Annotated in this window: 14 protein-coding genes; 9 read left to right on the top strand and 5 right to left on the bottom strand. The window is 64.1% G+C overall.

The features are described from left to right. The first annotated feature begins 308 nt into the window (after positions 1-308). Positions 309-1034: a helix-turn-helix domain-containing protein gene (locus BKG60_RS04805; protein WP_234802092.1), complete on the top strand. Its 726-nt coding sequence runs from the start codon at positions 309-311 to the stop codon at positions 1032-1034. 517 nt (positions 1035-1551) lie between these two features. Here the strand turns inward: BKG60_RS04805 and BKG60_RS31885 are convergent. The 4 genes from BKG60_RS31885 to BKG60_RS31675 all read right to left on the bottom strand — a co-directional run bounded on the left by BKG60_RS31885 (position 1552) and on the right by BKG60_RS31675 (position 3076). Next, a complete protein-coding gene (locus BKG60_RS31885) occupies positions 1552-1701 on the bottom strand; it encodes a hypothetical protein (RefSeq protein ID WP_019349194.1) in 150 nt (49 codons plus the stop codon). Then, a complete protein-coding gene (locus BKG60_RS31880; RefSeq protein WP_019349195.1) occupies positions 1698-1859 on the bottom strand; it encodes a hypothetical protein in 162 nt (53 codons plus the stop codon). Before BKG60_RS31880 ends, BKG60_RS31885 begins: the two co-directional genes overlap by 4 nt. Position 1860: 1 nt before the next feature. Further along, positions 1861-2049, bottom strand: coding sequence for a hypothetical protein (locus tag BKG60_RS04800; RefSeq protein ID WP_043371641.1), 189 nt, complete (start codon positions 2047-2049; stop codon positions 1861-1863). 703 nt (positions 2050-2752) lie between these two features. Next, positions 2753-3076 carry a hypothetical protein gene (locus tag BKG60_RS31675; protein ID WP_131721858.1) on the bottom strand — a complete coding sequence of 108 codons (324 nt, stop codon included), beginning with the start codon at positions 3074-3076 and terminating at the stop codon, positions 2753-2755. A gap of 805 nt (positions 3077-3881) precedes the next feature. Here BKG60_RS31675 and BKG60_RS04785 point away from each other — a divergent pair. From BKG60_RS04785 to BKG60_RS04755, 8 genes are all read left to right on the top strand, one after another. Beyond that, positions 3882-4496 (top strand): crossover junction endodeoxyribonuclease RuvC, encoded by a 615-nt coding sequence (locus BKG60_RS04785; RefSeq protein WP_019343703.1) that lies wholly within the window; start codon positions 3882-3884, stop codon positions 4494-4496. Positions 4497-4621: 125 nt separating this feature from the next. Next, on the top strand, positions 4622-5830 hold the full coding sequence (locus BKG60_RS04780) for a hypothetical protein (protein ID WP_019343704.1): 1209 nt from the start codon (positions 4622-4624) through the stop codon (positions 5828-5830). Positions 5831-5930: 100 nt separating this feature from the next. Beyond that, complete coding sequence (locus BKG60_RS04775) at positions 5931-6938, top strand: helicase associated domain-containing protein (RefSeq protein ID WP_019343705.1); 1008 nt, start codon at positions 5931-5933, stop codon at positions 6936-6938. A 170-nt stretch (positions 6939-7108) separates the two neighbouring features. Then, positions 7109-9067 carry a hypothetical protein gene (locus tag BKG60_RS04770; protein WP_019343706.1) on the top strand — a complete coding sequence of 653 codons (1959 nt, stop codon included), beginning with the start codon at positions 7109-7111 and terminating at the stop codon, positions 9065-9067. Between the two features lie 166 nt (positions 9068-9233). Then, entirely contained in the window at positions 9234-9698 is a 465-nt protein-coding gene (locus tag BKG60_RS04765; protein WP_075909286.1) for a hypothetical protein, read from the top strand. 313 nt (positions 9699-10011) lie between these two features. Then, positions 10012-10137, top strand: a complete 126-nt coding sequence (locus tag BKG60_RS32670; protein ID WP_267880518.1) for a hypothetical protein — start codon at positions 10012-10014, stop codon at positions 10135-10137. A 295-nt stretch (positions 10138-10432) separates the two neighbouring features. Beyond that, on the top strand, positions 10433-11368 hold the full coding sequence (locus BKG60_RS04760) for a DNA adenine methylase (RefSeq protein ID WP_019343709.1): 936 nt from the start codon (positions 10433-10435) through the stop codon (positions 11366-11368). Then, positions 11361-11615: a hypothetical protein gene (locus tag BKG60_RS04755; RefSeq protein ID WP_019343710.1), complete on the top strand. Its 255-nt coding sequence runs from the start codon at positions 11361-11363 to the stop codon at positions 11613-11615. Before BKG60_RS04760 ends, BKG60_RS04755 begins: the two co-directional genes overlap by 8 nt. A 67-nt stretch (positions 11616-11682) precedes the next feature. On the opposite strand, the gene BKG60_RS04750 is transcribed toward BKG60_RS04755, so the two are convergent. Beyond that, positions 11683-13500 (bottom strand): AAA family ATPase, encoded by a 1818-nt coding sequence (locus tag BKG60_RS04750; RefSeq protein ID WP_019343711.1) that lies wholly within the window; start codon positions 13498-13500, stop codon positions 11683-11685. Positions 13501-13539 lie beyond the last annotated feature (39 nt).

The raw sequence follows: 13539 nt of genomic DNA, 5'->3' as shown, positions 1-13539 counted from the left end.
CTGAGACGACTCCCGACATGTTTACAGTTGCAGCGTGCAAGGAGCGGCCCATAGCCGCACTTCACAACCAGTTTCACCCATTTCCGGTGCGGATCCGCGCGATATGCCACGATTTAACGCGTGTTGACGATCCACACGTGGCCCTTGCCTCCATATCCGGAGCGCGGGCGATCTTTTCAGATCTCACACCTGCTGGCAAACCACCACAGAACTACTTAGCGAGAGGAAGGATCCAGCACCTCAGACATCACTGATGCCTGGCAATGGTGCATACTCAGGCCGCACGGAACCAACCGGAGAGGACCGTGGTGAGCAACGACGACAGTGGATGGCACCGCTTGGGAGCTGCGCTACGGCAGGCGCGCATCGACAGCGGGTACCCCCGCATGGAGGCTTTCGCCGAACAGTGCGGAGTCTCGATTCGGGTGTTGTCCGATCTGGAAGCAGGGCGCAGAACGAACTTCTCGTCCCGCGTGCTGGGTCGGCTGGAGGCAGGGGTCGGGTGGCCGCCGGGGACGATGGATCAGATCGTGGCCGACCCCGAATTCACTCCCCCCGGACCCGAGATCGGCAGTGATTTCCTATTCCGGCCGCCCAACTACGACCGCCGGCCCGTTCCCGTTGATGTTGCGGCAGTGGAACGCGCCATCGCCGTGCTCGACAGCTTCACGCGCAAACGCAGCGCCAGCCGGGCACGCAAACGGGGCAGCGATGCGGCGCACGACGATTCGGCGGTCGACCAGATCGGCGCCGCGCTCGTAGCACTGAGTTGGCCTTACGTGATCCGACTCGTCGAGGACAACTGTCTGCCGAGCAACGCATTGCATCCGGGTGTGCGTCCCCTCTACGAGACGTTCCTTGCCATATCCGGCGATCTGGCGCCCAACGACCCCTCAAGCCGCTACGCGCAGTGGCTTGCCGGCGATGTGACCGATGTTGGCGAAACACTGCGTCAGCGGTACACGCAGCGGTGGACGGAGTCACGCAACGTGAGGCGAGGCCGTCTCACAGAACACACCGAGGCAGAGGACTGATCTTCCGTGACACTGAGCACCGTGTAAATCTGCAGATTTTCGCGTGCACGTCACGATTGACATGGTCGCTCATCCTTTCCGAGCGCAAAACATGGCTATAGCCCATATAGTTATGTTTTCGCCTGTGCGTCTGAACCGAGGAGGCTGCGCCATGACGAAGCCTCCCAAGGCGACACTTCTCTCGATCGCCGATATCGCAGAGACGTACCGACTTGGCGCCGCCACCGTTCGGACGTACAACGGCCAAGCCGCTCAGCGCCGCCGAGCCGGATCACCACGCCCGCACGACTTTCCGGCGCCCGCCGCACGAATCGGCAATAGTCCGCTCTTCGACGCCGATGCGGTCACCGACTGGTTCATCAACCGGCCCGGACGCGGCACCGGAGGTGGCCGCCCACGGAAACCGCGGGGCTCAACTGACATGGCGAGATCGACCAAACACCGGACTATGCGCTGACCAACCCTCGCTGTGAGCGCTGGGAAACCGCCTAGCGCGCCTCCCCCGCCGGAGAGGATCTCAACAGCCGTGCACCATGCGCTCCCAGTTGAGGCCGCACCGCTTGCAGATTGCCCGGCCCCCGCGGATGACGCGATTCTCCGGGTTGTCGTGTGCAGCTTTCGCCTCGGCCAGCTCAGCGGCCTGGCGCGGCAGATCCCACTCCCTCATTGAAGACCGCTTCCGAGCTCGTCGAGGTCGTACTCGACGCCCCAGTGCATGTCGTTGTTGACGTAACCGCTGGTGGACCCGTCGCGGATCTGTGTCCGGACCTCCGCCAGGTACTCCGAGGCCCCGGAGGCCGGGACGTAGATGATCAGCCTGGCCATGTCAGACGGCCAGGGGAAATTCGTCAGAGCTGACGGTCGCGCGGTCGATCCCATTCGCTTCGGCGATCTGAACGAGCACCTCCTCGATGTCCATGCCTCGCGCCCCAGGTGAAGCCTCGCCGATTCGGATCAACTCCTCGACCAGCGGGCCGGGGGTGAAGATGGCCCCTTTAAAGGCGTAATGACTCACAGCCACTCCTTGCGTTCGGCTCTACAACGGCGTCCGCGATCGTTGTAGACCGGCCGGCACGGAGTGGCGCACGGCGCGGCTTCACCGACGCGGGAATGCCGCGGCGGCGGGTCAAGCGACAGAGTCGCGCCGCGAGGGGATGGTGAGAAGGTAGCCGAGACGGGATAGAGCATCCTCGACACTTCCGACAGGTCCGGCCTCCCCGCCGAGCAGGTTGGTCCAGTCAGTGATCACCCCACGGGCACTGGAGACAAACGCGTAGAAGGTCTCCGCATCCGGGATGAGGGCGATATTGCGATGGGAGCGACCATCAACAGCAACGATCGCAGGCGTCACAGAGAAGTGCCGCTGCGGTGACCCGATCGGGCTGACACGCCGGTGCGCAAGTACTTCGTACGCAGTTCCAGAGTGGGCGGGGTGGGTCATAGCGCAGCTCCTGCTCAGGGTCGGACAGCGGGGCAACTTCAACCGACTCGCGCTGGAAAGGCCTGTGGAAACTGACGACTCGAGTCACACATCGCCTGACCCGAGTCGTGTGGTGTTGCATTCCCGGCGCCTCTCCAGGTAGTCGCGAAACCAACAGTAGTATATGCATTGAATCACAAACATATGCTCAGATAAATGGCCCGATGCGCACTCGATCCCGGGGAACACCGCCCCGCAAACTTCGCCGAGGCCTGCGGGCCGTACGCCATGCCGAGCCTTAGCCGCAACTGCCCGCGGGCCTGGGATCACCGTTGCGGTCGCCGAGGCGGTATCCGACCGCAGCGAGCGCTGATTCGTAGTCAACAACCTCGGGCTCACGCAGCACCGCCAGCGCGGTCCAATCAGCGACATCGCCAGAGCCATTCGCGGCGAACACATAGAAGGTGCTGAACCCGCGGATGATCGCCACATCGACGCTGCAACGTCCGGACCTCTTCAGCGGCGGGTCCAACCGGTAGTGACGCTGCGGCGACCCGATAGGACTGATCCGCGGGTGTGCAGCTGCCATCTCGATAGCAGTCCCGGCGGAAGAGTTGGTCACAGGGCTGTCTCCTTGGTCATGCTTCGGCGGCTGGATCCGTTGATGCTGGCCGAACACTGGAGCGAGCACACAGCGGGGCGCGGGGTCAGCCACTCAACCATGCGGCGGCCGGGCAAGCAGCCTCGAAACCACGATCCAGACGCACAGAAACCCCACGCCGACATCGTGCATTGGCGGTGTGACAGGTCATCGGACAAGCTCTCGGGTCCCCACCCGCACCCCCGCCCCCTTCCGAACGGCTGCTCGGTGTTCGTCTTCTCTGCGGTTCGCCGCTCGCTAGACCTCCCCGAGTTTCACCGTAAATTACCCGTTTGACCTGCGGTAACTGTCAGTAAATCGGTGACTTTTCGGTTCACCTGCAGCAATGCGTAGCTGTCGTGGAAAGGGGGGGTGCCTCGGACAGCTCGGCGTGACAGAAGGAAACAGGGTCTATAGGTGGAAGCTAATTAGTTAGTTGTTCTAGATACATATCTTTACCTGCATTCTCTCTGAAACAGAGAATATCCGCTGCCGGAGGCACCCCCCATTCCCACGACAGATGCGTGTTTGCCCAGCTGAGCGGTGAAGTAACCGGATCTCTGACAGTTACCGCTGGTCAAACGGGTAATTTACGTCGAAGTACGGGGAGGTTCAGCGCGTCCGTGACAATTTACATCCGACAAATCCAGCGGGAAACCGGGAACCGGAAAACGGGAACCGGTGTGTCGAAAACCTGTTCGAACAGATGCATGCGGGACTCGTGAGACGACAGCGAGAACCGCGCCGCGGGCCGTCCATGCCGCCAGGCGATGCGACCGTGGGAGCCATGGCCACGACCCCCGACTCCGCCGGCAGAGCCTGTGCCATCGGTCTGGACTTGTCCTTGACCGGAACCGGCATCGGAGCGATCGACCTGGCGACAGCGGCGCTGACCACTGCGGTGCATCGCTCAGTGCCGCCGGCCACCAGCACCATCGACGCCCACGTCTCTCGACACCGGATCCTCGTCGACGGGATTGTCAACCAGGTGCGGGCCTGCAACCCGGCGCTGGCAGTGGTGGAGGGTCTGCAGTTCTCGGTCCGCGAGAAGGACAGCTCACTGACACGTCGCGGATTCCTGTGGTGGGCAGTGATCGAAGGCCTGTGCACGGCGGGGGTTCCGGTGATGGAAGTGACTCCGCAACAGATCAAACAGTTCGCCACTGGAAAGGGCAACGCGAGCAAAAGCCAGGTGGTCGCCGCCTATGCGGTGGCTTGGCCGGACGCCACCCGAGACAAGAACATCGAGGACCGTGCAGACGCCGCGTTCGCCGCCGCCTTGGGTGCCGCATGGCTCGGCTGCAAAGGCCTTCCACTGAGCAGCACAGTCACACGCCGAAAGGTGATTGCGAAGCTCCCTGCCCCCACCAGTCCGGAGCGCGTCGCCGTGCACGCCGCTTAACTTGCGCCATCACATGCCACTTGTTTTACGATGCACTGACATCTCCTACCGCTGCGCGCTATCGGCATCGGCGTGCCGTCATGTGGCAATTCGTCTTGTCGCCCACGCAAGTTAACGTGCCCCGCATGAGCACAGCACTGGCGCCCGCACCGGCGATCTACAGCGTCGCCCCGGCTGGCCCCTCGATCACTGTGACGACCCTGTCCGCTGCCCCGGAAATCGGCAGCGTCGCCCCGGTCGGCTCGACGACTGCGTCGGTGATCAGTAACGGCACCTTGGCGGGGCCATCCGCGGCACCGCTCATTGGCAGCGTCACGCCAGCCCCGTCGCAGGTTTTGGCCATGTGCGACGACCCGGTGGCGCCGGCCCGGACTCCCTACGCACCGCCCACCGACGCCATCCCCGCGCCTCCTGAGGTTCCCGGCAAGTGGCAGCCTGCCTACACCCGCGACAAGAAGAGCTATGTGGTCCCCGGCCTGGACGGGATCCGCCAGACCGACACCCTGACTCGCGCCACCAGCCACGCCAAGGTCCTCGACGACACAGGAAACTTGACCGACTGGCAGCTGCGGTCGACGGTGCTGGGACTGGCCCGCAACCCAGAACTGCTCGACGGACTTGCCCTTGACGGCGCCGAGCACATCTCCGAACTGGACTGGTCGTCCAAGCGTGCGCTGAGTTCAGTGGCGTGGCAGGCGGCCCGCCGCTCCGGCGCCCACGACGGCAGCGAGTTCGGCACGATGGTGCACGGCTATCTGCAAGCCGTACTGGAGGGCGTCTTGACGCTCGATGACGTTCCCTCGATGATTCGTCCCTACCTTGTGGTGCTGTTCGCGGCGATGCGCCGCCATAACCTGAATTTCGTCTCCTCCATGGTCGAACGCACTGTGTTCATCCCCGCCACCGGGATGGTCGGGACGTTCGACTTCCTGGTCATTGACGCTGAAGGCACTCTCATGATCGGCGACCTCAAGACGTCGAGCTCCATCGACCTGTCCTGGTTGGCGATCGCGGTGCAGCTCGCCCAATATGCGACCGCGTCGCTGATGTTGACGTGGAACGGTAGCGGATGGGAACCGATGCCCCCGGTATCACAGGTGATCGCGAAGGTGGCGGCGGTGCCCAAGGACGCCGCAGTTCCCAGTTGCCGTATCTACTCCGTTGATCTGAGGCTGGGAAAGCGGTTGATGGACACCGCAACTTGGGTCCGACATGTCCATGAGGCAGCGGCCCGCTCGGCCAGCAACCCGCAGCTGCAGCGTGCCGGTGACGATCTGGTCGCGTGGGCTGACGACGAAGCACTGCTATTGAATGCGGTGCCGACGCTGGTCTGACGGGTGCTTGTGCAGCACCGCGCTACCCTCGCTCCCCCGTCCCCCGGGTGGTTACGGTCGTGCGGCTCTGCATCGACAAGCTCGAGAGGACCCGACGGTTTTGAATACCCCCGCCCGCCAAGGCACGTCCACTGACACCGAGACCGCGTGGCTGGTGCGCTGCGCGTCGGTAGCCGCTTCCGCGACCCCTCCCGACCCTGTTTCCGGCGACTTCGCATGGCTGGTGTGGTCGTGGTGCCGTCGAGCGGCAGGCAAGCTGTCGGAGCGCCAGCAGCTCGCACTGGATGCGTTGCCCGCCGGGATCACGTCCCTGCGTCGCGACATCTGGGTCTCGCGTTACCTGGAGGTCGCCGCCCGCGGCGAGGCCGGAGACGATCTCAGCGGCGGCCCACGCACCGCGTGGTTGAGCCGCCAGCGGCGACGGGCGATGGCAGGGTCCCTGCCGGCCGGACGCGCTGAACTCCTGAGTCGACTCCCAGGGTTCGCGTGGACCCCTGGGGAGCGCCGCTGGGAATCCGCATTCGCCCGAGTGCGCGACTTCGTCGACACGTTCGGGCATATCCCTGCACGTGGGGATGATGAAGCGTTGGCCGGGTGGCTTGCCACGCAACGTTTCGAGTTGCGTTCAGGCCGACTATCCGCGCGCCGGGCCCAGTTGTTGGACACCTTGCCGGGCTGGGCACAGTCGTTGGCCGGCCCTCGGTCCCCGATCTCCTGGCCCCAGCAGCTTGAAGCGCTGCGTGACTTCGTGAGCGCACACCGACACTACCCGCGGACGGGAGCTGCAGAGGCCCTCGAATGCGCCCTCGCCGCCTGGGTGTGCGACCAGCGCGACAATCACCGCCGCGGTGATTTGAGCGCAGCCCGCACTGATGCCCTGGCCGCACTTCCCGGATGGCGATGGACAGCGCGCGAAGCGGATTTCGACGCCCGTGCCGTCGCATTGTCCGTTGAACTGGGTGGCCGGCCGATCGACACCGGGCACCGGTTCTACAGCTGGGTGGTCTCCCAGCGACGGCGGCACCGCGGCGGACGTTTGTCCGAAGATCAGGCCGCAACGCTGCGTGCGCTCAATCTGCTCGACGAACGCCTTCAGGCCTCTGCCTGAAGGATCAGGTTCAGTGATTTGCCGCGTATTTTGCCCGGCATTTAGAACAGGCATGCCAGAATGCATAGAAAGGACATGACACAGCTGTCGCATCGGAAGGCCAGAACCCAGACATGTGCGTTTCCCTCAGCGAATTCGCAGGATCAGCTCGTCAGTGCCGCCGCTGTGTCATGACCGACGCCAAGCGTGCCGACGCCTCGGCTCGGCGTCAGGAGAACCGGGTCACGGTGCGCACTGTGACCCACAACGTTCGCAGTCAGATGAGCAACGCCAGCGCAGCGGCAGTGGCATCTCTGGCGCCCTCATCACTGAGCAACCTCTTGGTCAGCCTCGAAGCCGTTTCGCCGGGAATCTCTTCGGAATTGTTGCGGTCCCAGTCGGGGGCGCTGCGGCGTGTTCCGGGCATGCACAACGACGTGTTCAGTGAAGTTCGCGAGAACTCCAATGAGGCCTCGTCCAAGATCAACGGCGGCAAGAGCGATCCGATGGTGGTCACCAAGATTCAGTTGGCCTCGGCGCTATGTGAGCGCGACCTGGTCGCCGACGGCGCCATCGTTGATCCGCTCGATGCCGCCGCCGAATTGGAGCGCATCGAGACACGCATCGACGCGATCGCCAGTGGGGCGATGTCTGCTCCAGCGCCGGGCACCGCGTTCGACCAGCTGCCGGAGCACACACAGAAGTTCTATGCGCGGCACACACTCGATGAGATCGGGGCGCTGACCACGGTGTCGCAGCGCATGAGCGACAAGTTGTTCGAGGACGTGACAGAGCAGGCGCAGGTCGCTGCCTCCCCACGCCCCGCCAGCGATCTGGTGAAGCGGCTGAACGACGAGCAGGACCGTCCCCTGACCGTGGCCGACCTGATCGACGGCGCACGCCGCCATCACATCGATTCCACAGCCGGGATCCAAATGGCTTCCGGCGCCACATTGGTAGCGGGAGCCGGTGGAGGGACCGCAGTGCTCGTCGACGGTGTGCGGCTGCCTGTTGAGCCGGACGCTCGTGTCGCAGACGTGCTGGCACGGATTCCCGATGTGGATTTCGAGCACTTCACCCGAGTTCCGGCCGGAGCCAACGCTTCAGGGCTCAACACGGCAGTCCAGTCGATGTTGGTCGGCAAAAGCCCACGGGCACAGTCGATGCGTTTGGCCGCACGCCGTCGCATCCTGGAGCGGACCTTCTACGGTGACACACCCATGGGATACACCGCCGACGCTTCGGGCAGCGCGCAACTGCTCGCCGGCAAGGCCCGCGCCCACACGGCAGCCGCGTTGGCTTCTCGTCCACACAGCTCGCGCCACGGGGCAGACACCGAAGCGCAGACCACCCGGATAGAGGGCTTCGACCTCTCCAGGCACCTGCGTTTCGCCCGAGCCGCGCGAAAAGAGTTCCTGCAGACGAAGGTTCCGCCAGAGCTGCTGACCGAACGAGCCGCCCAGGCCACGCTCAAGCGCTACGCGGGAAGCGTTTCCAAGGACAACCGCGATGCCGCCGCACGCGCCGGGTTCCAGATCCGCCACCGCTCGAACACGCTGGACGCGGACTATCCGGGGGCTCGCGAGAAGCTGGTCGTTGACTGGAACGCCGTCACGCCGGTGCACACGAATCCCCCCGGCAAGGCATTGTGCCCCGAACACGCAGATGTCCGCGCTGACGGCGTGGCAATGGTGGCCGCAGCCAATCAGATTGCACGCCACGGCCGCAACCCCGAACTGGCCGGCGCGCAAGCTCTACTGGCCGAGGCGAAGCTGGCCAGCGCCTTCGAAGTACACCGCGCTGTGGCTGGACGTGACCATCAGCCTCGTGTACTGACCTCCACGCAGGTGGTTCCCTCAGTCTATCGAGGCCGTGAAGCGGAGTTCATCGCAGAAGTGTTCCCCACCGGCGGCGCGTTCACCACAAAGGGATACACGCTGACCCGCAGGGACGGCAACGTACGCGGCGGCGCAGGCCGGGTCCGAGTGCGCTACCTCACCGGCGACGCGATGCCGGTCACCAACGCCGACATCATCGACACGAAAACCACATTCCGGGTGATCTCCGCCGAAGTCACAGTGGACGGGACCGTGGAGGTGCGCGCCGTGGACGACCAACTCGCCGCACAGCTGTCACGGTCAACGCCGTGAGCTCGCGACACACACTCAAGCTCACCGAGGGCTGCCACCTCACGCCCCCGGCGTGTCGTGCCGTTCGACTTCGAGCGCGGCTGATTCGGCAATAACGTCGGCCCCACTCATACGCCGCCCTTCCCCACCGGCGCACGGGTGGACTTCCACCAAGGAGAGATAGACGATGACCGGACCTACATTCCCGGTGCACACAGCGCCACGGGGGGCCAAGATCCCAGACGGTTTCTTCGACGAGATCGCCGCAACGCTGGAAACCGAGACCGCCGAGGAAATTTCCGAAGCAGTGATCGCAGCGTGCACCGGCCGCGGGATCCTGCACCCCGAGCTGGAGGAGGACCCCGACGACGAGTTGCGGGCTGAGGAAATCGCCGAGGTGTTCGCGCTGCTGGCGGAAGTCACCGCTGCGGTGGCCGACGGCACGATCATCCCGAGCCGGGTGCGCCCAAGTGACGAGGTGGACGGTGCAATGGCCGCCGCCTGGGAGAGTTTCGCTGCCGACGCCGCTGACGTGAGCACCGCCGAGGTCAGCGCGGCGATGCTCACCACAGGCAGGATCGACAATAACCAGATCCCTGCTCTGCCCAAGACTCGCCGAAAGTCTGCCGCTGCTACCAGGGTTCGCCGATGACCGAGCAGAAGACGCTTCAGGTCACCAATGCACGCCGCTCGGCCTGACAGATGTCATCGGCCCGCTGTTAGAGCAGGAGATTTATCGGCATGGACACAAACTGGGCAGAACGCCGACAAGCAGAACGCAGGGCTACGCAGCGCGAGTACGAGGAACGCCGTGACCACCAGCATTGGCGTGAGCACTTCGAGCAGTGCGGTGACCGCGACCCTTGCCCCCACGCAGGTTGACGTAATCGGCGCCATTATCGGATCGGAGAATCATGAAGATGTATACCGCCGCCTACCGCAATCAGCATGGAGAGGTTTGCCCAGTGGGTAGCCCCACTCCCGCCCTTGATGTGGCTGAACGCTTCGCCTCCGAGGCGAACGCCGACGATCCGAACGTACTGTTCTTCGTCGCTTATCTGGGTGAGCCACAGTGGCGGCAGCTGACGTAATCGTCCTTCGTCAGGTGTGTCGATGTGTTGACGAGCGCAAACAAGGATCATGTGGCTTGGCTCATCACACCCCAGTCTCGATGGACGAGGGCGCTACGAATGCTGACCGCCCGCAACATCGTGACCTGCAGGCGCCCGTCGTCGTGTCGGGCGACGGCCACTGGTCAGGCCTTCGCCCCACGCCAGTCAGTCGCGCGGATGCCGCGTAATCCACGGCGGCTGAAGGACATCCCCAATGCCGCCACAGTCTGACCGGTGGCTGAGCCCACTGCGTTACCCCGGAGGGAAAGCCCGCATGGCCTCTGCCCTCGCCGAGATCTTCCAGTCGCAGTTCGGCCTCCTGGACGTCGAAGTGTGGGCCGAGCCATTCGCCGGAGGTGCCGGCGCAGGACTACACCTTCTCGATCACGGTGTCGTCGACGAGTTCTGGCTGACCGAGAGGAACCCGGCGCTGGCAGCACTGTGGCGGACCGTCACCGGCAACAGCGCCGAGTTGGCCGCGGTGGTACGTGCCAGCCAGCCCGACATGGGTACGTGGCACGCCGCTCGCGAGCTGGTCGCTGCCCGGGAGTCCGGCGCCGACGTCGACGACATCGACCTGGCGTTCGCCGCGTTGGTCATCAACCGGTGCTCCCGGTCCGGGATGGTCAATTCTCGCGTCGGTCCGATCGGCGGGAAGAGCCAGACCGGCCGCTGGCATCTGGGTTCGCGGTGGAACCCTGAGGGGCTGTCCGACCGCATCGCCCGAATCGGCCGGCTGGGAAGCCGGATACGGGTCCGCGAAGGCGACGGGATCGTGTGGATCGCCGAGCTGAACGGAACCGTCGGGATCGAAGATGAACTCCTGTTGTTCGTCGATCCGCCGTACCTGGTTGCCGGCAACGGACTGTATTCGAGTGGAATGTCCATCGACGACCACGAGCGGCTTTCTGGTGCGCTCACCGGTTGCCGCGCTAGGTGGCTGCTCACCTACGACGAGGATCCGCGCATCCTAGAGCTCTACCCGGACCGCCGAGTTCTGGCCTATGAGATCCGCTACAGCGCACAGCGTCGGCGCGTGGCCGAGGAATACGCTGTGCTGGCAGACAGTCTCGCGGTTCGCGACGATCAGTGGCTGCTCGAGACGGGAACATCGCGATGGGTCCAGCACGGGCCGCCGGACGTTCCCGACCCAGTGCAGTGCGTCACGGCACCGGCGATGCGCGCGATCGGGGACGGTGTCTGTGCCTGATCCTCTTGCGTGCGAGGCGAAGCTCGGACTGATCTCGGGCGACGTCCGGCAGATTCGACCCGGCCGCGAGTACTGCGTAACGGTCGCCGGGATCAGGCTGCGCTTCCGATGCGGAGAGGACACCGCGATGGTCCACGTGTACGCCCAGCATCGGCTCGTGGCGCGTGTCGGCATCGACCGGTTCGGCAACCAGCTCAGCGCCGTGAGCATTCGCGCTTTTCTGCAGCAGAACTCGCCACTGTCCTGACGCCGAAGACGTCGCCGCCCCGGTGATCTGTTCTATCGCCGGGGCGGCGTGCGCAATATCGTTGCGGCTAGGCCACGTTGATGATGCCGAACCCTTTGAGTATGTTGGCCGACGCGCCAAGCACATCTTCGGAGGACAGCTGCATGAATTGTTCGTTGGTCAGTGATGCAAGATCGACGCCGCCGCTCATCAGCCGGCGCGAAGACAGACCCTGCGCCTGCTCAAAGACGTTGCGGGCGAAGCGGCCGTTACCGGCGACGTCGAGAACCCTGTCGCCCTTTGCATCGGTGTCCCACATGATCTCGATGATCTGTTTGAACCGGCCCTCCACAGCCGGGTCGACAGCGCGACCTTCCTTCGCGGCCATTCCGGTGAGGATGCGCCACATCTCGTCGGGGCTGTAGGTGTTGAACATCATCGAGTAGGCGAAACGTGACTTCAGGCCGGGGTTTTCGCCGAGGAACCGCTCGATCGGCGCCGGATAACCCGCGATGATTACCAGAATGTCATCGCGGTGGTTGTCCATGTACTCCAGCAGGGCTGTCAGTGATTCCGAACCGAACGAGTCCTTGTGGCCGGGGCGGTCCTGCACAAGCTCGTACGCCTCATCGATGAAGATGCACCCGCCGCGTGCCTCATTGAGCTTGGCGATCGTCTTCGGTCCTGACTGCCCTTCGAACTCGGCGACCAGGGTCGCCCGGTTGGCTGACACCAGGGTGTTGTTGCGAATCACCCCGAGCCCGTAGAACAGTCGCGAAATGAGGTTGGCGATCGTTGTCTTACCTGTACCGGGCGGTCCTTTGAAGATGATGTGACGCGTCTTGGCCTTCACCGACATCCCCCGCCGACGCTGCTCGTTCTCGAAAGCGATCTCGTGGGACAAGGTGAGCATCTGCTCTTTGATCTCGTCCATACCGTCGATCGCGTTCAACTCGGCCAGTGCCGCGTCGAGAATCTCGCGCCGTTCCTCTGCAGAGGAGGTGCGCTGGAAGTCGTCCATGTCCGGCTCGGAATCCACGTCCCAGTAGCTGGTGCGCGCCGCGATCACATCCGCAGCCGAGACTCGCATCCGCTGGTTCTTGTTGCGTATCGCATCAGTGAGTTCAGGCAGTGTGTTGAACTGCATGCCGTCGCCGAATGCCTTCTGCGCGGCGTCTTCCTGTCCGGCGGTACGGCAGGACAACCCCAGCTGCAGCGAGGCCCACGCCGACACATCGCGGAAGTTCTTCGACACCGCGTATCGGAGCTTGTTCTGCCCTGCCTCGTGAGAACCGAGATGAGCCAATGCCGTTCCGGACATGGCTGTGCCGTAGGCCTCCAGTGCCTGCTCCAGCGGCGAGGTGTCTTTCGCCACCAGAGTCCCCGCCACATTGAGCAGGTCCTCCCAGCGGGAAGTGTGGAAGTAGAGCAGGCACTCGACGGCGGCGATCTCCTTGGCCGTGCTAACCGCGTTTTTCTCGACCAGCACGACACGTTCGCGGGCGGCCGCATCCAACTCGGCCCGAGCCTCGTCGTAACGCCCCTGCTCCACAAGCAGGGCGGAGTATGCGGCGCGGTACTGGCCCCGAGTGACCGCAGGCAAGATGAGTGCGACGGTGGGCAGGACCCAATCGGCACCGAACCATTCCTCCTGACTCGACTTGTCGATGACCGACATCATCTCGTCGTAGGTGTTCAGGGTGTTTCGGATCGCGGTGATGTCGGAGCTCGTCAAGTACCCGCCCCGGTTGGTCACATGGGAGTACGCCAAAGCCCGGTGCAGATCGCAATGGTCGGAAAATGCCTCGCATGCATAGTCCAGATCCCGGTCCGCTGCCGCGTGATTGGAGTTCCGGAGTGAGCCGATGGCCTGATTCAGGTACTTCATGGCATCGGGGTCGATCACTGTGAGTCCTTTCCGAAAGTCGCGTCGTCAGCATTAACG

The organism is Mycobacterium syngnathidarum (assembly GCF_001942625.1).
Lineage (GTDB): Bacteria > Actinomycetota > Actinomycetes > Mycobacteriales > Mycobacteriaceae > Mycobacterium > Mycobacterium syngnathidarum.
Note: the sequence above shows the minus strand (reverse complement) of the source record. Positions and strands in the feature narration are given on the sequence as shown.